Below are 19,314 nucleotides of genomic sequence, written 5' to 3'. Positions count from 1 at the left end.
CATGCATCCATGTCTGGCCGCCACGCGCGCGGCAATCGCCATCGCCTTCATGACTGCGGGCGTGACCTCCGCTGTGGCAGGCAGCGTCATCGCCGCGAGCGACCCGCATGTCGCCCGCATGGGGCGGGCGGCGCTGGACGCGGATGGCGGGGTGCGTTTCAGCTATCCGGGTGTCAGCTTCTATCTGAACTTCGAGGGTACGCGTTTGAACGCCGAGGCGCAGGCCAGCGGCGACCAGACCTATCTCGACGTGATCGTGGACGGCGCGGCGCGCAAGCTGCGGCTGGCCGCCGGCCGGCAAACGGTGACGCTGGCGGAAGGCCTGGCTTCCGGCAGGCACACGGTGGAAATCGTCAATCGCTCCGAAACTTGGCAGGGCAATGCCGCGCTGCTGTCCTTCGACACCGACGGCACATGGCAAGCCGCGCCAACGCTGCCGGCGCGCAAGCTGCTCTTGCTGGGCGACTCGGTCACCTGCGGCGCCTCGATCGACCGCGTGGCCGGCGAAAAATCCGGCGCTTCCTGGGCCAATCCGCGCGCAAGCTACGGAATGCTGATGGCCAGGCAGCTTAACGCGCAAGTACAACTGGTCTGCTACGGCGGCCGGGGCCTGGTCCGCACATGGGAAGGCAAGACCGACGAACTCAATCTGGCCGACTACTACGGTATGGCGCTGCCCACGCAACCCACGTCCGTACCATGGAACCAGAACGACTACCGTCCGGACGCCATCCTGGTCGCCATCGGCACCAATGACATGACCGTCGGCATACCGGACCGCGAACAATACGTGCAAGCCTACGTATCGCTGGTGCGCACGCTGCTGCAAGACCATCGGCAGGCGCAAATCATGCTGACTGAAGGCGGCATCCTGCGCGATGAGAAACAGGCCGCGCTACGCGACTACATCGCGGAGACGGTGCGGCGCGTTGGCGACCAGCGTGTGGATGCCATCGCCTCCACCGGCTATCCCGGCGACGCCATCGACGGCCACCCGACCAAAGAACAGAACGTCAGCATCGTCAACGACCTGCTGCCGCAAGTGCGCGCCGTCATGCACTGGTAAGCAGATGCCCGATCACGGGCGCCAGCAGCACCATCAGCACGCCGCTGAAAATCATGGTGAGGCTGGCGACCGCGCCTTCCTGCGGCCCGATCGAGCGCGCCTTGCTCAAGCCAAAGCCATGGGCCGCGGCGCCATACGGCGCTCCACGCGCGATCCGCATGCGCAGCGGCAGCCGCGCCAGCAGCACCTGCCCGAGCAGAATTCCAAACAGGCCGGTAATAATCACAAACACGCCGGTCAATTGCGCCGAGCCGCCAAGATGCCGCGTGGCCTCCAGCGCGAATGGCGTCGACACCGAGCGTGCCAGCAGGCTTTGCGCGATGCTGCCGTGCAGGCCAAGCAGCCGGTCCAGCAGCAGCGTGCTGGCCAGTGACGCGACGATGCCGGCCAGGCTGCCCAGCGTCAGCGCCAGCCAGTGACGCCGCACCAGATCGCGGTACTGATGGATCGGTAGCGCAAACGCCACCGTGGCCGGGCCGAGGAGCCAGGACAGCCAGCGCGTGTCGCCAAAGTAGACAGGGAAGGGCGTTGACGACAGCTGCACCACCGCGATCAGCACCGCCGAGGTGGCGATGGCTGGCGTCAGCCACCAGTGCGGATAACGCCGATGCAAGGCCTGGTTGGCGTAAAACAGGCTCAATGTCAACAGCAGGTAAAGCAGCGGCTTCACGACAGGCCTCGCCGCGCTCGCAGATGACGCAGGCGGCGGCCGCGCTCAAAGCGGCACACCCACTCCACCGTGAACGCCGTCGCCAGCAGCACGCTGATAAAACCTAAGCCGATGGCGGCGAACAGGCGCAGACCATCCGCCTTCAGCAAACCGGTGAACTGCACCACCGACACCACCAAGGGAATAAAGAACAGCAGCATGTTCGACAGCAGCCAGTCCGCGCCATGCTCGATGGCGGCCGGACGCAGCATGCCGCTCCGCAGCAGCGCGACCACGGCGATCAGGCCGACCAAGCCGCCAGAGAAGGGTAATCCCAGCCAGGCGGACGCGCGGTCCGCCGCATACCACGCCGCGATCAGCCCGAGCACCTGCATTAATGTAAAGGCTATGCGTTTCATGCCACCATTCTAGGCAAGCTGGAATCAAAGATAAAATGAATTAAAATTATAAAAATCATTCGTAAATGGAATGCATCATGGACATCCGCGCATTGCGCTATTTCGTCGCCGTGGTAGACCATCAAAGCTTCAGCCGCGCCGCCGAAGCGCTGTACGTCACCCAGCCCACCGTCAGCAAGATGATTCAGCAGTTGGAACAGTCGCTCGACCTGCCGCTGCTGGAGCGCGCCGGCAAGCGCTTCACCCTGACCGACGCCGGCCAGATCGTTCTGCAACGCGGACGCGCGCTGCTGGCCATGCACGAGGAGATGGGCGTGGAACTGGCGGACCTGCAGCAACTGCGGCGCGGCGACCTGCGCATCGGTGTCACCCAGCAGGCGCACGCACCGCTGGCGCCGCTGCTGGCCGCCTATCACCGCCGCCATCCGCAGATCGAACTCAAACTATTCGAGGGTGGCTCGCACGGCATCGAAACAGACTTGCGTAGCGGCGTGCTGGAAATGGGCACCTTGCTCGATCATGCCGCCAACCAGCATATCTGGCAGGACTTCGACTCGTTTCCGCTGGTGCGTTCACCTATGTGCCTGCTCGCGCCCAGAGACTCGGCGTGGCAGGGCCGCAAGCGCGTCAAGCTGCGCGAACTGGCCGACAGCGCCTTCATTTTCTACGGCGAAGGCTTCGCCCTGAACGACATCATCGCGGATGCCTGCCAGCGCGCCGGCTTCACGCCGCGCATCAGCAGCCGTAGCGGCCAATGGGATTTCGTGGCGTCGCTGGTGCGGCTGGGCGTGGGCATCACGCTGCTGCCGAAGGTATTCTGCGACACTTTGGAGCAGGGCCAGTTCACCATCGCGAAGCTGGAGGAGCCGGCCCTGGATTGGAAGCTCATGCTGGCCTGGCGGCGCGGCGCGCATCTTTCATTCGCCGCGCGCGCCTGGCTGGAGCTGGTGAGAAGTAAAGCTTAGAAGTTGGCGCCGATGCGGAAGCCATACATGCGCGGCTCCACGTAATAGGCACGCATGAAGCCGCCGAAGGCCGAATCGGTGCTGGTCTTCGCATGCTCGTCGGTCAGGTTGCGCACGTACAGCTCCGCGTGCCATTTGTCCTCCGGAGCCTCGAACCGCACCGACGCGTCGGTCATCGCATACGCCTTCTGATAGCGGCCGATGTGCGCGAAGTCGGAATTCAGCAGATCGAAGTAAGCCTTGTCGCGCCAGTTCACCTTCACATAGGGAATCAGCTTGTAGCCGTTATCCAGCCCGAACTCCTGGGAGAAGTTGATGTTGAACTGATACTTCGGCGTGTTCGGCAGGTGATTGCCCTCGATGTTGGCGAGGCGGCGGCCCAGCAGCGTCTTGTCAGGGCCGTTGTACACCGCGGGGCAAGCCGGCAGACCAAGTTCGGTACGCACGTCGCATTGATAATCGTCGCTGTACGAATTGAAGTCGTGCACACTGGTGTTGATGTAGGCGAAACCACCGCCGATACGGCCGCCGCGCCATGGCTTGTAATCCCACTCCAGCTCCAGGCCGGGAATATTCACCTTGCCGACGTTGATGGTGCGCCAGGTTTCATACACGTCGCACTTCGGCTGGTCGGCCGGGCAAGGCAGGCCGTTGTCCGGGATGATCTGGTTGACGAAGTAAGTGCCGGTCAGCTGCATGCCCTTGTACTTCATGAAAAAGGCCGTCGCCGAAAGGCTCAAGCGGTTCTCCAGGAACTTGCCCTTGAAGCCCAGTTCATAGTTGGTGACGGTCTCCGGTTCGTACGGCAGGAAGGTGACCACGCCCGGTTTGCCGTCCGCGCACTTGTGGTAGTTGCAGCTATCGGTCTTGTCGGCGAAGCCGCCGGCCTTGTAGCCTGTGGAGATGGAACCATACACCATCTTGTTGTTGTCGATCTGCTTTTGCAGACCGAGGCGCCAGGTCACCTTGTTCCAAGTCTGTTTGTGGTCGTTGGAGGTTGGAGAACCATACAGATGATAGGCCGCCACACTGCCGCCCATGCCCGGCGACAGGTCGGTGCCATCGTGGACGTGGAAGCCCGGCGTGCCCGGCGTGCCTTGCGAGTACCAGCCGTTGTAGTAGGCCGGATTGCCGATCCAGTTGGCGCCATACACTTCGCCGCCCTTGTCCTCCTTGCTGTCCACGCTGTAGCGCGCGCCGGCGGTGGCGGTCCACGTCGGCATGAACTGCCAGTCGGCCTGCGCGAAGGCGGCCTTCGCATCCACCTGGCGGTTAGGCTGGTGATACAACACGCTGCCGACGTCACCATAAGGCTTCTGGATGGTGTTGGTGATTTCGTAGTCGATGTTGTTCCGTTCGTGCATCCAGAACAGGCCGGCCACGTATTTCACACTGCCCAGTTGCTGCTTGAGCTGGGCTTCGTGCACAGTTGACAGGTATCGCGAATCCAGCGTGCGGTGGAAGGAGTCGGTCAGCGGCCAGGTGCCCCAGTTGCCATCCGCGGAGTTCGGGTAGGCGCCGTTGATCTGGAATGGTGCGGCGTTCTGCAAGCCCTTGTCGTCATCGGTGATCTCGTTGCGGCGTTGATCGGCGATCTGGAAGGTGTAGTCGAAGTTGGTATGATCGTTGATATTCCAGTTCACACCGGTGCGCAGGGTGCGTATCTTCATGTCGATGTGGCCGGGCACGTTGACGTTGATGTCCCACTTGCCCTGGTCGGTGCAGGCGTAACGCGTGCCGGCGCCGGCCTCGCAATCGCGGAACGCGGCGCCGCCAGCGCTGGAGTCCTGGAACTCTTCATACGACGCCTTGGCGGTGACGTCGCGATTGATCTTCAGCAGGGCGCTCAGACGGCCGGCCCACTCGTTCTGATTCGTGTAGTACTCGCTCGGGCCGACGTAGCGGTTGAAGCGCTGGTCGACGTCCGGTTTGCCGTTCGGGACCCAACCCAGCGCCGGCGCGTTGGCCTCGCTGACGTCGCGCGTCTGGTGTGCGTAACCGTCGCGCTTCACTTTCATGAAGGTGCCGCGCAGGGCCAGCGAGTCGTTGACCACCACGTTCTGCACCAGATTGATTTGCTTCTTGTCGTAGTTGCCCAGATCCAGATCGGCCTTGCCGTAGTTGCCGGTCCAATCTGGTTTGGCCGGGATGACGTTGACGCTGCCGCCGGTGGAGTTACGACCGAACAGCGTGCCTTGCGGCCCGCGCAGCACCTCGACTTGTTCAAGATCGAACATCAGCGCCTGCGCGCCTTGTGGACGCGGCGAGTACATGCCGTCCACGTGGAAGCCGACCGCCGGGTCGCCGGTCTCGGTGAAGTTGGTCGAGGTGATGCCGCGAATGGTGATCTGCACCGCCGAATCGAGGCCGGTGTTCTCGATGACCACGTTGGGCATCTCGCCGCTCAGGTCACGCAGGCTGGTGGCGCCTTTGCGCGTCAGCTGGTCCTGGCTCAGCGCCGTCACCGCCAACGGGGTTTTCAGCAGCGAGGTGGAATAGCGCGTGGCGGTGACCTTCACTTCCGGGATCTGGTCTTGCGGCGTGGTGGGCGCGGCGGCGGTCGCCGCTTGTGCATCGCCGCTGGCGCCATTTCCGGCTTGCGCATGAGCGCCGGCGCTCATGAACGTGCAGGCGCTGGCGACGGCCAGGCTAATCAAAGTCTGTTGTGTGGTGTGTCGCATGTCGTCTCCTTGGTTTTGTTTGCTTTTTTAGTATTTGCTGCAAAAAAAACAAGGTCAAACGAATCCAGAAAACGACTGGAAGTTTCTTTGTTTTTACTAAACTCGGTCTTTGTGCAACAGCCGTCACACCTTTTTGTTAAGTTTTGTAAGCGTATCTTGCGTAGTGTTGCAGCCCGCGCGTCCGCCGTACCTTGCGGCGTTAGGAAATGTAATCGCGGCAGGGCGGGATAGTAATCAATTCAATGACTTAGATTGCGGCGGGGCGTGGGTGCTGTTACGGAAAAAGCAAGCTAGGATGGTCCCATCGTTGTAATGAAAGGGACATCAATGCCGCTCCGCCGCAAGATCAGCACCGCTCTGCTGCTCGCCATGCTCTCCGCAACAAATGTCCGCGCGGGCACGCTGGTGATCGAAAGCTGGCGCGTGGACGACAAGACTTTGTGGGAGAAAGTGCTGATCCCCGCGTTCGAGAAAAACCATCCCGGCATCGAAGTGAAATTCGCGCCGACCGCGCCGACCGAATACGACTCCAGCCTGGCCGCGCGGTTGGCCGGCGGCACCGCCGGCGACCTGATCGCCTGCCGTCCATTCGACGTGTCGCTGGCACTTTACAAAAAAGGCCATCTCGAAAAACTCGACGGCAAGGCGGGGATGCAGAACTTCCCGGCCACCGCCACCGTGGCATGGCAGACTGACGATGGCAAGGACACTTTCTGCATGCCGGTGGCGTCGGTGATTCACGGCTTCTTGTACAACAAGAAGATTTTCAAGAAGCTCAACCTGCAGCCGCCGAAAACAGTGGACGAATTTTTCGCGCTGCTGGAGGCGTTGAAGAAAGCCGGCGTCACGCCGCTGGCGCTGGGCACGGCCGACCAGTGGGAATCGAGCCAAATGGTTTATACCAATATCGGTCCCAACTTCTGGCGTGGCGAGGAAGGGCGCAAGGCTCTTATCGCCGGCAAGGCCAAGCTGACCGACGCGCCGTTCGTGGAAGCGCTGCAGTTCGAGCAGCGCATGGGCGGCTATATGGGGCGGGGTGCCAGCGCCCAAACCTACGGCGACAGCCAGAACCAGTTCGCGCTGGGCCGCGCCGCCATCTATCCAACCGGCTCGTGGGACATCTCGTATTTCAGCCAAACGCCGGGACTGGAACTCGGCGCGTTCGCGCCGCCGGTGCGCAAAGCGGGCGACGCCTGTTTTATCTCCGACCACATGGACATCGGCATCGGCATCAACCGGAAATCGCGCAACAAGGATGACGCGTTCAAGTTCCTGGCATGGGTGGGCTCGCAGGAGTTCGCGGACATCTACACCAACCGCGTGACCGGCTTCTTCTCGCTGTCGCACCACCTGATTTCGGTGCGCGACCCGGTTGCCAAGCAGATGGCGGAGTGGCGCAACAGCTGCGCCTCGACCATCCGCTTCAATGCGCAGGTGCTGAACCGCGGACAGCCCAGCATGGAAAGCGAACTTTGGAACATCAACGCGCAGGTTTTGAACGGCAAGCTGGCGCCAAAGGATGCGGCGGCGCGGCTGCAGAGCGGTTTTGCCAAGTGGTACAAACCACAGCAAAAGTAGCGTCACACTACATCTCTCCCGTCGATTGTGTGTGATCCAGTTGGGCCGGCGCCGGGCGCGGCGCCGGTTCTTTTTTCCTGAATTCCGGAGGTGCTCTTGAAGCATGAAGTAAAGATGTGGCAGTTGCTGTTGTTCCTTGGGCCGGCCCTGCTGGTCTACGGCTTGTTCAGCGCACTGCCGCTGGCGCAGACCTTGGGACAGGGCTTCTTCGTCGCCGACGACAACGGCCACGCGGCCTTCGCCGGCTTGCAGAACTTCCGCACGGTGCTGCTGGACCCTGACTGGTCGGCGGGCTTCTGGAACGCCATGGTCAATAACGCCAAATTCTTTTGCATTCACATGCTGCTGCAAAATCCGATAGGCCTGCTGTTGGCGACCTTGTTTAGCCTGAAGGGCTTGCGCGGTGCGCGCACCTATCGCACGCTGATCTTTCTGCCCACGCTGTTATCGGTGGTGATCATCGGCTTTATCTGGCAACTGATCCTGTCGCCGCTGTGGGGCGTGGGCGAGAAGCTGATGGGCTTTGCCGGCCTGGCGGACTTCTTCGCGCCGTGGCTGGGCGAGGAGGAGAGCGCGCTGGCGGCCATTTCGATGGTCTCCGTGTGGCAATACATCGGCATGCCGATGATGCTGATCTACGCGGCGCTGCTGGCGGTGCCGGACGAAATCGTGGAGGCGGCCCACGTGGAAGGCGCCAGCGCCATGCGCATCTTCTGGCAAATCAAGCTGCCGTTGATCTACCCGACGCTGGGCCTCGTCACCATCCTGACCTTCGTCGCCAATTTCAACGCGTTTGACTTGATCTATTCGATCAAGGGGGCGCTGGCGGGACCGAATTATTCGACCGATATCCTTGGCACCTTGTTCTACCGGACCTTCTTCGGATACCAGGCGCAGGTCGGCAATGCCTATCTCGGTTCGGCGGTGGCGACCCTGATGTTCCTGGTGATCCTCGCCGGCGTTGGCATCTACTTTGTTGGCGTGCAGCGCCGCCTGACGAGGTTCGCGCTATGAAGAACCGCCTGATGGTACATGGCGCCCTGATGGCGTACACGGTGCTGGCGCTGTTTCCGATTGCGCTCATCCTGATTAACTCGATCAAGACGCGCGAGGCGATCTTCGATGATCCGCTGGCGCTGCCCACCATGGAGTCGCTGACTTTTGTCGGCTTCCAGAAGGTACTGGCCAGCACCAACTTCCTGCTTTACTTCGGCAACAGCTTGATCGTGACGGTGCTGGCGCTGTTCTTCATCCTGTTGTTTGGCGCCATGGCCGCTTGGGCGTTGTCGGAGTACCGCTTCATGGGCAACCGTGCGCTGGCGCTGTTCATCGCGTTCGGCATCATGATCCCGATCCGGCTTGGCACGGTGTCGATACTGGAGCTGATGGTCAAGCTGGAGCTGGTGAACACGCTGGCCGCGCTGGTGCTGGTGTACACGGCACAAGGCTTGCCGCTGGCGGTGATGATCCTGTCCGAATTCATGCGCCAGGTGCCTCCCGAGTTGAAGGATGCGGCGCGCTGCGATGGCGTGGGCGAGATCAGCATCTTCTTCAAGGTGATTCTGCCGCTGATCCGGCCGGCGATGGCGACGGTGGCGGTGTTCACCATGATCCCGGCGTGGAACGACTTATGGTTCCCGCTTATCCTCGCGCCATCCGACCGCACCAAAACCGTCACGCTGGGCGTGCAGCAGTTCATCGGGCAGTACGTCACGGACTGGAACTCGGTGCTGGCCGCGTTGTCGCTGGCGGTGATTCCGATGCTGATTCTGTACGCGCTGTTCTCGCGCCAACTGATACGCGGCCTCACGGCCGGTGCTGTGAAATAAGGAGAAGGCATCAATGGCAAGTGTAAGTCTGAAAGAACTGCGCAAATCGTATGACGGCAAGACCGACGTCCTGGCCGGCATCGACCTGGACATCGCGCATGGGGAATTCGTGGTGCTGGTCGGGCCGTCGGGTTGCGGCAAATCGACGCTGTTGCGCATGCTGTGCGGCCTGGAGAGCATCACCAGCGGCACGATGAAAATCGGCGAGCGCACCGTCAACAATCTGCCGCCGGCGGAACGCGGCATCGCCATGGTATTCCAGAGCTACGCTCTTTATCCGCATATGACGGTGTACCAGAACATGGCGTTTGGCCTCAAGGTGGCCGGCAAGGACAAGACGGCCATCAAGCAACGTATCAGCGAGGCGGCAGCCATCCTGAAGATCGATCACTTGCTGGAGCGCCTGCCGCGCGAGCTGTCTGGCGGCCAGCGGCAGCGCGTGGCGATTGGCCGCGCCATCGTGCGCGAACCGCAGCTGTTTTTGTTCGACGAACCGCTGTCCAACCTCGATGCGGCGTTGCGCGTGCAAACGCGGCTGGAGATCGCCAAGCTGCATCGCCAGCTGGACGCCACCATCGTCTATGTCACGCACGATCAGGTGGAGGCGATGACGTTGGGCGACAAGATCGTCGTCATGCACGAGGGGCACGTCCAGCAAGCCGGTTCGCCGCTGGACTTGTACCAGCAGCCGCGCAACCTGTTCGTGGCGGGCTTTATCGGTTCGCCCAAGATGAACTTCATGACGGGCACGGTGTTGGAAGCGCACGCCAACGGCGTCACCGCGCTGTTGAGCAGCGGCGAAACCGTGCGCGCGGCGGTGGACGGTGCCGGCTTGCGTATCGGCGAAAACATCACGCTGGGCCTGCGGGCGGAACACATCAGCGAATCGCGCGGCGGTTCGGAGATTTTCACGGGCGAGGTCAGTGTGGTCGAACACCTGGGCGAAGCCAATTACATCTACGTCAGCCATGAGGGCAGGGAAGACGTAGTGATACGCGGGGATGGCGAACGCCACGTCGCGCCGGGACAGCCCATCACCTTCTCGGCCGAGAGTACCGCCTTCCACGTGTTTGACGAAAAGGGCGAGGCGCGGCGGCGTCTGCGTCCCGGAAATATGGTGTCTGCGGCGCGCGGCATGATGCGCACCGCCTGACACTCAAGGGGTTCTTTTACTTTCAATAATAGGGAGAGCGTTAATGAAACAGCCGGTACTCAAGAAGAAAATACTACCTCACGTGATCGCGCTGGCCGTGAGCGGGGCCTTTGCCCCACAGGTCCACGCGCAGGCGGATAACACTGTATCGGCTGCGGAAGCCAACACCGTCGAGGTGCGCGGCATCCGCGAACGCCTCAAGCGCAATCTGGCGGAAAAGCGCGATGCGGGCAATGTGATCGACACCGTCACCGCCGAGGAGGTGGGCAAGTTCCCCGACAAGAACGTGGCCGACTCGCTGCAGCGCGTGCCGGGCATTTCGGTCGATCGCACCTGGGGCGAAGGCCGCGATATCTTCGTGCGCGGCACCGACAAGAACCTCAACCTCACGCAACTGAACGGCCAGGCCGTGGCTTCCGGCTACTGGTGGAAGAACGATTCGCAAAGCCGCGGCTTCAACTACGACATCCTGGCGTCGGAACTGGTCGGCAGCATCGACGTGTACAAGAGCCCATCGGCGGACCTGGATGAGGGTTCGATCGGTGGTCTGGTCAACGTAAAGACCCGCAAGCCGTTCCAGCTGAAGCCCTTTGTGGCGCAGGCCTCGGTGGAAGCCACCTACAGCGAACTGCCGAAGAAAACCGATCCGCAATTTTCCGGCTTGCTGAGCTGGACCAACGAGCAGAAAACCTTCGGCGCGCTGCTGGCCGTCAGCAAGCAGAAACGCACCATGCGCCGCGACGGTCTGGAGAACTTCACCGACTCGACCAAGTACAACATCGTCGACCAGAACGGCGCGGTGACGCCGGGCGCCTATGCCTCATGGGGCGGCGGCTCGGCCATCTTCCGCCAGGACCGCGAGCGCACCACCGGCAACCTGACCTTGCAGGCGCGCCCGAATGCCAATACCGATATCACGCTGAACTACATGAACTCCGATATGGACATGGACAACAGCAACCAGAACTACCTGTGGGAAGCGGGCGGCCTGGCGGATGCCAAGGGCAATATCCAGGTCGCCAATCCCAAGTTCATCACCACCTCGGACGGCACCAAGGCGCTGGTCGGCGGCACCGTCGGTCCTACGGGCGGCGTGTCGTTCGAGCCTATCTTCCGCCAGTCCTACGTGAAGTCGGAAGTGCTGGACCTGGAAGGCACCTATGACGCAGACAACTGGAAGTTCCACGGCCAGGCCGGTACCACCAAGGGTTCGGGCGGCAGCAGCCATGACCGCAATTTCTGGTTCGTCGGGAATACGCGCACCACCTTCAACATCTCGCCCGATACCTACGAGGTGAAGTACCTCGATATCAGCCCGCTGGACCCGAGCAAACTCACGCTGCAAAGCGCTCGTGACTGGATCCGCCGCATGGAGACCAAGGAGAACTACGCACAGGGCGACCTGACGCTGGACCTGAACGGCGACTTCTTCAAGTCGATCAAGATCGGCGCCAAGCTGCGCGACACCACGGTGCAGAACCGCCGCACCATCGGCACCGCCGGTCCGGGCAGCCCTGGCTGGATCTCCTACTCGCTGGCGGATTTGTCGACCGGCCCGTCGCCGATGCTGAGCCAGGAAGCCGCCACCGCCGGCTCGCTGACGCAGTATGCGTGGGTGGATGATGGCCTGGCCTACTCCAAGGGCTTCCCGATGTACGACAAGGCCATGACCTACGCCGAGGCCAAGGGCGAGTACTACAAGATCAAGGAAAAAATCTACGCCACCTACGTGCGCGCCGACTTCGCGGTGGGCCAGTGGCGCGGCGATTTCGGCGCCCGCGTGGTGAAGACCGACCAGACCTCGGAAGCCTACCAGGACCTGACCGGCAACGGCAACTACGTGCTGGGCGACGTGAAGCGCAGCTACACCGACGTGCTGCCCAACCTGAACGCCGTCTACAACGTCAGCAAGGACCTGCTGATACGCGGTGCCGTGGCGCGCGTCATGGCGCGTAACACCTACAGCGACTTGAGCGCCAGTACCGAGGTCAGTGGCACCACCAACGCCGCCACCGCTGGCAATCCGCTGCTTAAGCCATTCCACGCCAATCAGGGCGAGATCGGCGCCGAGTGGTATTACGCCGACGCGTCGCTGCTGTCGGCCACGCTGTTCGCCAAGAAGCTGGATACCTTCATCTACACCCAGACCGCGACCGAGAACGTGGCCGGCGTGACGCGCTCCGTCACCCGCCCGTACAACGCCAACAACGGCGCCACGGTCAATGGTCTGGAAATCCAGTGGCAGCAGGCCTTCAGCAGTGGCTTCGGCGCCATCGTCAACTACACCTTCACCGACGCCAAGACTGGTGCCAACGCGGCAGGCCGCAAGCTGAATGTGATCGGCAATTCGCGCAACCAGGCCAACATTACTGGTTTCTGGGAGAAGAACGGCTATAGCGCGCGCTTGTCGTACAACTACCGTTCCAAATCCTATGGCGCGCTGGATGAGGGCGGCCAGGATGTGACCAGCGCCTATGGCCAGTGGGATGCCTCGGCCAGCTGGGATGTGACGCCGAAAATCTCGCTGTACCTGACGGCGGTGAACATCGGGAATGAGGTCATCCGCACCAATACCACCGACGGTTTGCCGGTTGGCGTGTACGAAAACGGTGCGCGCTACAGCATCGGTTTGAAAGCCAAGTTCTGACGGTAATGCCGCTAAATTATGCGCCGTCATTCCCGCCTGCGCGGGAATGACGGCGCATCAGTTTGCGGTCAAAAAAGGCTTAACTTAGCGGCATTAAGTTCTGACACCGCTTTCGTTTTGGCGCAAGCCCGACTGGCTGTTTGGCGTCGGGCTTTTTTCTATTACAATCGTGTCATTATTTCCATTTGGGATGCTGAGTGATACGCCTACGTACACGTTCCATCTGCGGCCTGCTGGCCGCGTGCCTGCTGGCGCCATCCGCGCAGGCCGCGGCGACCCTGCAGGTGCTGCACTGGTGGACGTCGCCGTCGGAGCGCAAGGCCGCCAACGCGCTGGCGGCGCGCGCGGCCGATGAGGGCATCGAATGGAAGGACGCCGCCATTCCGGGCGGCGCGGGGCTGGGCGCCGGCAAGGTGCTCAAGAGCCGCGTGCTGGCCGGCGATGCGCCGGAGGTGGCGCAGATGATCGGCGTGTCGATCGCGGAGTGGGCGGATCTCGGGCTGCTGCTGGAGATCGACAACGTCGCCAGCGCCGGCAACTGGAACGGCGCGCTGTTCCCGACCATACAGGCGCTGGTCACGCACCGCAGGCATGTGGTGGCGGCGCCGGTCGGCATCCATCGCGTCAACACCCTGTTCTACAACCGCGCCTTGTTCGCGCAGCTGCGCATCGCGCCGCCGCAAAGCTGGGCCGATTTCGAGGACGCGGCCCACAAGCTGAAGGCGGCCGGCGTGACGCCGCTGGCGCTCAGCAGCGAAGCATGGCAGGTGGCGACGCTGTTCGAGAATCTGCTGCTGGCGGAGAGCGGCCCGGAGTTCTACCGCCAGCTGTTCGTCAGGCGCGACCCTGCGGCCGCCGCGGACAGGCGCACGGCCGAAGCGTTGCAGCGCCTGCGCATCATCAAGGGCTGGGCCAATGGCCAGATCGAAGAGCGTTCGTGGCCGGAGGTGGCGCGCCAGTTCGCGCGGCGCGAGGCGGCCATGATGATCATGGGCGACTGGGCCAAGCCGGAGTTACGCGACCAGGGCATGACGCTGGACGAGGACTTCGCCTGCGGCGCGCCGCCCGGCACCGGCAGGTATCACCTGTACAGCGTGGACAGCTTCACCATGTTCGCCGGCGACTATCGCCACATGGCGGCGCAGGAGAAGATGGCGCGCCTGCTGGTGTCGCCGCCGGTGCAGGTCGAATACAACGGCTACAAGGGATCGGTGCCGGTGCGGCGCGACGCGGATGCCGCACGCATGGACAGCTGCGCGCGCGCCTCGTGGACCACCTTCGCGCAAGGCGCGGCGGTGCAGGCGCCCAGCCTGGTGCACCGCATGGCGACCGATGAGGCCAGCCGCGACGCCATCATCGCCGAGATCCATCGGTATTTTCTGGATGACCGGACCACGCCGGCCGAGGCGCAGCGCCGCCTGGGGGTGCTGTTCCGGCTGTTTAACCTGAGAAGTCAAGGAGCATTCGGTGCGCAAGATACTGATCGTAGACGATGACCAAAAGACCCGCGTTCTGCTCAAGACGTATCTCGAGAAGAATCAGTACGACGTGGTGCTGTCGCATGACGGCGAGAGTTTTCTGGCCGAGCTGCACACGCACGCCGACCAGCTGTCGATGGTGATACTGGACGTGATGCTGCCCGACACCGACGGTTTCGCGCTGTGCAAGCAGGTACGCCAGCGCTCCAACGTGCCGATCATCATGCTGACCGCCAGTTCGGACGAAACGGATCGCGTCGTAGGCCTGGAGCTGGGCGCGGACGATTACATCGCCAAGCCATACAGCCCGCGCGAGCTGCTGGCGCGCATCAAGGCGATATTGCGGCGTACCGCCGTCGATGCGCCGTCGGTGCGCTACTACCGGTTCGTGGGCTTCACGCTGGACCTGAAGGAGCGCAAGGTGGTGGACAGCGCCGGCGCGCCGCTGGCGTTGACGGGGCTGGACTTCCAGCTGTTGAAGTACTTCGTCGAGCATCCCGGCGTTATCCTGGACCGCGGCGTGTTGTGCGAGGAGACGCGCGGGCGCGACGCCGGCCCGCTCGACCGTTCGCTGGACGTACAGATCAGCCGCTTGCGCCTGCGCCTCAACGACGACGGCAAGCAGCCGGCGCTGATCAAGACGGTGCGCGGCGCCGGCTATGTGTTTTCGGCCGAAGTCAACGTGTCGCATGCTTAAGCGTCTTTGGCCGGCGTCGCTGCTGGGCCGCCTCACGCTGGTGATGGTTGCCGGCCTGCTGGTGACGCAGCTGGTGGCCAACGCCATCTGGGCCGCGCAGCTGCGCGCCAAGGCGCAAGTCGAGGCGCAATCGGCGGCGCGGTACGTGGCGCATAGCGCTGCGGCGGCGATCCGCTTTTACCGCAGTCTGCCGCTCAGCTATCGCGTGCTGGTGATCCAGCAAATGCGCGAGATGGGCGGCACACGCTTCTTCGTCAATCTCAATCATGCTTACGTGCCGGTGCAAGAGATCGCGCCGCATCCGTTGGCGGACAGCGTGAAGGCGACGCTGGCTTCGGCGCTGAAAAGCGATTTGCCGCATCTGCCGGCCGCGCGCCTGGCGTTCGCGTGGCCCGAGCAACTGGCGGTGTCGGACGAGGTGCACCTGAGCGATCTGCCTGACGCGTGGGTGCAGCACATCCTGCTGGTCAAGCCGGAGCCGGCGCCGATACTGGTGATCCAGACCGAGCTTGAACCGGGCAATTGGTTGTACATGGCGGCCCTGATGCCCAATCCGTATTTCCTGAGCGCGAACGATCCGTGGGCGTGGGACCGCCTGGCGCTGCAAGGCCTGTCGCTGGCGGTGGTGCTGCTGCTTTGCCTGCTGGTGGTGCGCTCGATCACGCGTCCGCTGGCGGCGCTGTCCGATGCGGCCGGCGCGTTCGGCCAGGGCGAGCATACGCCGCCGCTGCCGGAGACGGGCAGCCGGGAGTTCATCAAGACGGCGCGCGCGTTCAGCGCAATGCGGGAGCGCATCCAGCGCTACATCGAGGATCGAGAGCGCCTGTTCATCTCCATCTCGCACGATTTGCGCACGCCGATCACGCGGCTCAAGCTGCGTTCCGAGTTGTTGGACGACGAGGCGCTGCGCAATGAGTTCGAGGAGGACCTCGACGAACTGGATATGATGGTGAAGGGCGCCTTGCAGTGCGTGAAGGATAGCGACATTCATGAGAACCCGGCCGAGATCAAGCTAGATGCCTTGCTGGGGCGCCTGGTGCGCAGCGCGCGGCTGGCGGGGCATGAGGTCGGATATCGGGAGTCCGGATTGACGGTGCGCGGCAAGCCGCTGGCGTTGAAGCGGGCGATTGGCAATCTGCTGGACAACGCGCTGTACTATGGCAAGCGCGCGGAGATCAGCACGCGGGCCGAAGACGGCGCGGTGGCGATCGCGGTGCGCGATCATGGGCCGGGCGTGCCGGAGGATGCGCTGGCCAGCTTGTTCGATCCGTATGTGCGGCTGGAGCATGGGCGCGAGCAGAATGACAATGGCTTGGGGCTGGGCCTGGGCATCGCGCGTGGCGTGATCGAAGCGCATGGCGGCCAGCTGATATTGGAGAATCATCCGGAGGGCGGCCTGCATGCCACCATCCGTTTGCCTGCATGAGAGAGACGATGACAAAACTTATAAGCAGAATATCCGTGGCCGCAATGGCGCTGGCGTTAGGCGTCGCCACACAAGGCGCGACCGCATCCACCGCCAACGTCGCGGATGCCGGTGTGGCCGGCGCCGCAGCCTCGCTGGCGCCTGCCGCCGCGCCGGTCAGCATGCGCTGGGAGATCCTGCGCAACGAGTTGAGCGCGCAGGGCGGCCGCACCAAGGCGCGCCTGAGCGTGACGCCGCTGCGCGGCCAATCGCTGCCGGCGCAGGGCTGGTCGCTGTACTTCAACTGCATGGACGGTTTGCTCACCGGTCCGCTGCCGGGCAATCTGCTGCTGGAGCAGGTGGTGGGCGGCAGCTTGTTCCGCGTCCGCCCGACGGCCGGCTTCAAGGGCCTGCCCGCCGGCCGCACGCTGAACATTGATTACGACTATCCCAACCTGGTGATCAAGATGGCGCGCGCGCCGGTCGGTCCCTATCTGGTGTTCGATGCCGCGCCGGAGGTGGCCTATGCCATCAACGATTACCAGCAACGGTTGCCCACTCGCCCGGAACAACTGCAACGCCCGCGCGACCAGCACGCGCTGGTGACCACGCAGGACATCTACCGCCGCAATGCCGGCGCGGACGTGCTGCCTGCCGGCGCGCTGCCGCCTGTCTTCCCAACGCCGCTGCAATTGAAGACCGGCAGCGGCACGGTGCGACTGGTTCGCGCGCCGCAAGTGATCTCCGGCCCCGGCCTGCAAAACGAAACCGCCTTCGCCCGCGCCTTGTTCGCCCGCTATCTGCCGCATGGCGACACCAGCCGCGCCCCGGTGCCGCTACGCCTGCGCATCAACGCCATCGATGGCCAGACGTCGCCCGAGGCCTATGAACTCACCATCAGCGGCGAGGCCGGCATCAACATCACCGGCAACAGCGCGGCCGGCGTCGCGCGCGGCCTGCAATCGCTGCACGACCTGCTGCCGCTGCCATCCGCGTCGCCATCGGACGGCGCGCAACTCGCGCTGCCGGAGCTGGAAATCACCGACGCGCCGCGCTTCGCCTATCGCGGCTTCCAGCTGGACGTGGCGCGCAACTTCCAGCCCAAGGAAGTGGTGCTCAAGACGCTGGACCTGATGGCCGCCTACAAACTGAACAAGCTGCATTTCCACCTCACCGATGACGAGGGCTGGCGGCTCGAGATCGCCGGCCTGCCGGAGCTGACCAGCATCGGCGCGGTGCGCGGCCATTACACGAAGGAAGGTCAGCGCCTGCCGCCCACCTATGGTTCCGGCCCGCGTACGGATGATCCGCATGGCAGCGGTTACTACACGCGCGCCGACTACATCGAGATCCTGCGCTACGCCGCCGCGCGCCACATCGAGGTCATTCCGGAGATCGAGATGCCGGGCCACGCGCGCGCCGCCGTCAAGGCGATGGAGGCGCGCTACCATCGCATGCGGGCGGCCGGCGAGCAGGGCGCGGCGCAATACCTGTTGAACGATTTCGACGACCGCTCGGTGTATCGCTCGCCGCAGGAGTACACCGACCATGTGATCAACCCGGGCCTGGAATCCAGCTACGCCTTCATCGAGCAGGTGGTGGCGCAAGTGGTGACGCTGCACCGCGAAGCCGGCGCGCCGCTCAAGACCATGCACGTGGGCGGCGACGAGCTGCCGCACGGCGCGTGGGAGAAATCGCCGCTCAGCCGCGCGCTGATGGAGCGCGAGAAGCTGGCCGGCACCGCCGACCTGTGGGACTACTTCTATAACCGCGTCGACGGCATCCTGCGCAAGCACGGCATGTTCGCCTCCGGTTGGGAGGAGCTGGGCGCGCGCCGCTCGGAGAAGGAGGGCGGGCAGCAGCTGCCCAACCCGCGCTTCACGCAGCGCGGCTTCAGTCTCTATGTGTGGAATAACACGCCGGGCAACGAGGACTTCGCCTACCGCTTGGCCAACGCCGGCTATGACATCGTGCTGGCGCCGGTCACCAATATGTATCTCGACATGGCTGCCAATCCCAACCCCGAGGAACCGGGCGTGAACTGGGGCGCCTACGTGGAGCTGGATTCGGTGTACGACTTCAAGCCGCTCGGCGCCAGCCTGACCGACGCCGGCCGCCGGCGCATCCGAGGCATCGAGGCCACGCTGTTCTCGGAAACCATCCGCGACGCCAGCCGCCTCGATTACCTGATGATGCCGCGCCTGCTGGCGGTGGCGGAACGCGCGTGGGCGGCCGATCCGGCATGGGCGCTGGAGCCGGACCCTGCGCGCGCCGCCGCGCTGCACCGGGCGGCGTGGTCCGGTTTCGTGAACACGCTCGGCCAGCGGGTGCTGCCGCGCCTCGACCTGGAGCGCGGCGACGTGCGCTACCGGATCGCGCCGCCGGGGATGGTGGTGGAGGGCGGCAAGGTGCTGGTCAACCACGCGTTGCCCGGCCTGACCCTGCGTTATACCACCGACGGCAGTGCGCCCACGGCGCGCAGCAAGCCGGTCACCGGGCCGATCGGCACCAAGGGCGTGATCCGGGCCGCCGCGTTCGACCGCACCGGCCGCGCCGGGCTGGTGGCGCGCATCGTCAATCGTTGATCGTTATCCGGCGTAGGTGAGCGGTCCGCCGCCGCGGTTCGTGGAACGCATGCGGCAGCACTGCTCACGCCTTCCATGGATTCCGGCCTGCGCCGGAATGACAGCGGCTTATTCCACAGTTTCTGCAGTTCGTCGCAATCCGCGGAGGTGGGCGGCGGGGCG

At 63.7% G+C, this 19,314-nt stretch carries 14 protein-coding genes; 11 read left to right on the top strand and 3 right to left on the bottom strand.

All coding sequences use genetic code 11. From position 1 onward, the window contains the following. Position 1 precedes the first annotated feature (1 nt). Positions 2 to 1,066 carry a bifunctional acetylxylan esterase/glucomannan deacetylase AxeC2 gene (gene axe2C, locus FHW83_RS02685; RefSeq protein ID WP_176644789.1) on the top strand — a complete coding sequence of 355 codons (1,065 nt, stop codon included), beginning with the start codon at positions 2 to 4 and terminating at the stop codon, positions 1,064 to 1,066. Here the strand turns inward: axe2C and FHW83_RS02680 are convergent. Then, entirely contained in the window at positions 1,053 to 1,736 is a 684-nt protein-coding gene (locus FHW83_RS02680; protein WP_176644788.1) for an LrgB family protein, read from the bottom strand. The two genes, axe2C and FHW83_RS02680, sit on opposite strands and share 14 nt — an antisense overlap. Next, positions 1,733 to 2,134 (bottom strand): CidA/LrgA family protein, encoded by a 402-nt coding sequence (locus FHW83_RS02675; RefSeq protein WP_176644787.1) that lies wholly within the window; start codon positions 2,132 to 2,134, stop codon positions 1,733 to 1,735. Before FHW83_RS02675 ends, FHW83_RS02680 begins: the two co-directional genes overlap by 4 nt. A 77-nt stretch (positions 2,135 to 2,211) precedes the next feature. On the opposite strand from FHW83_RS02675, the gene FHW83_RS02670 reads away from it, so the two are divergent. Beyond that, complete coding sequence (locus tag FHW83_RS02670) at positions 2,212 to 3,099, top strand: LysR substrate-binding domain-containing protein (RefSeq protein WP_176644786.1); 888 nt, start codon at positions 2,212 to 2,214, stop codon at positions 3,097 to 3,099. Here the strand turns inward: FHW83_RS02670 and FHW83_RS02665 are convergent. Continuing rightward, positions 3,096 to 5,780: a TonB-dependent receptor gene (locus tag FHW83_RS02665; protein WP_176644785.1), complete on the bottom strand. Its 2,685-nt coding sequence runs from the start codon at positions 5,778 to 5,780 to the stop codon at positions 3,096 to 3,098. The two genes, FHW83_RS02670 and FHW83_RS02665, sit on opposite strands and share 4 nt — an antisense overlap. Positions 5,781 to 6,107: 327 nt before the next feature. Here FHW83_RS02665 and FHW83_RS02660 point away from each other — a divergent pair, with 327 nt between their 5' ends. The 9 genes from FHW83_RS02660 to FHW83_RS02620 all read left to right on the top strand — a co-directional run bounded on the left by FHW83_RS02660 (position 6,108) and on the right by FHW83_RS02620 (position 19,152). Next, a complete protein-coding gene (locus FHW83_RS02660) occupies positions 6,108 to 7,358 on the top strand; it encodes an ABC transporter substrate-binding protein (RefSeq protein WP_176644784.1) in 1,251 nt (416 codons plus the stop codon). A gap of 114 nt (positions 7,359 to 7,472) precedes the next feature. Further along, complete coding sequence (locus FHW83_RS02655; protein WP_176644974.1) at positions 7,473 to 8,372, top strand: carbohydrate ABC transporter permease; 900 nt, start codon at positions 7,473 to 7,475, stop codon at positions 8,370 to 8,372. Next, positions 8,369 to 9,187, top strand: coding sequence for a carbohydrate ABC transporter permease (locus FHW83_RS02650; RefSeq protein WP_176644783.1), 819 nt, complete (start codon positions 8,369 to 8,371; stop codon positions 9,185 to 9,187). Before FHW83_RS02655 ends, FHW83_RS02650 begins: the two co-directional genes overlap by 4 nt. 13 nt (positions 9,188 to 9,200) lie before the next feature. After that, positions 9,201 to 10,340, top strand: a complete 1,140-nt coding sequence (locus FHW83_RS02645) for an ABC transporter ATP-binding protein (protein WP_176644782.1) — start codon at positions 9,201 to 9,203, stop codon at positions 10,338 to 10,340. A gap of 43 nt (positions 10,341 to 10,383) precedes the next feature. Next, positions 10,384 to 12,987 (top strand): TonB-dependent receptor, encoded by a 2,604-nt coding sequence (locus FHW83_RS02640; protein ID WP_176644781.1) that lies wholly within the window; start codon positions 10,384 to 10,386, stop codon positions 12,985 to 12,987. Between the two features lie 197 nt (positions 12,988 to 13,184). Beyond that, complete coding sequence (locus FHW83_RS02635; RefSeq protein ID WP_373997156.1) at positions 13,185 to 14,483, top strand: ABC transporter substrate-binding protein; 1,299 nt, start codon at positions 13,185 to 13,187, stop codon at positions 14,481 to 14,483. After that, entirely contained in the window at positions 14,455 to 15,162 is a 708-nt protein-coding gene (locus FHW83_RS02630) for a response regulator transcription factor (protein WP_176644780.1), read from the top strand. The genes FHW83_RS02635 and FHW83_RS02630 overlap by 29 nt, the downstream gene beginning before the upstream one ends. Next, positions 15,155 to 16,588 (top strand): ATP-binding protein, encoded by a 1,434-nt coding sequence (locus FHW83_RS02625; RefSeq protein WP_229223989.1) that lies wholly within the window; start codon positions 15,155 to 15,157, stop codon positions 16,586 to 16,588. The genes FHW83_RS02630 and FHW83_RS02625 overlap by 8 nt, the downstream gene beginning before the upstream one ends. 44 nt (positions 16,589 to 16,632) lie before the next feature. Next, positions 16,633 to 19,152 carry a family 20 glycosylhydrolase gene (locus FHW83_RS02620; RefSeq protein WP_229224006.1) on the top strand — a complete coding sequence of 840 codons (2,520 nt, stop codon included), beginning with the start codon at positions 16,633 to 16,635 and terminating at the stop codon, positions 19,150 to 19,152. The last annotated feature ends 162 nt before the right edge of the window (positions 19,153 to 19,314 follow it).

This window comes from Duganella sp. SG902 (genome assembly GCF_013376005.1).
GTDB lineage: Bacteria > Pseudomonadota > Gammaproteobacteria > Burkholderiales > Burkholderiaceae_D > Rugamonas.
This window is presented reverse-complemented; position numbering and strand designations above follow the sequence as displayed.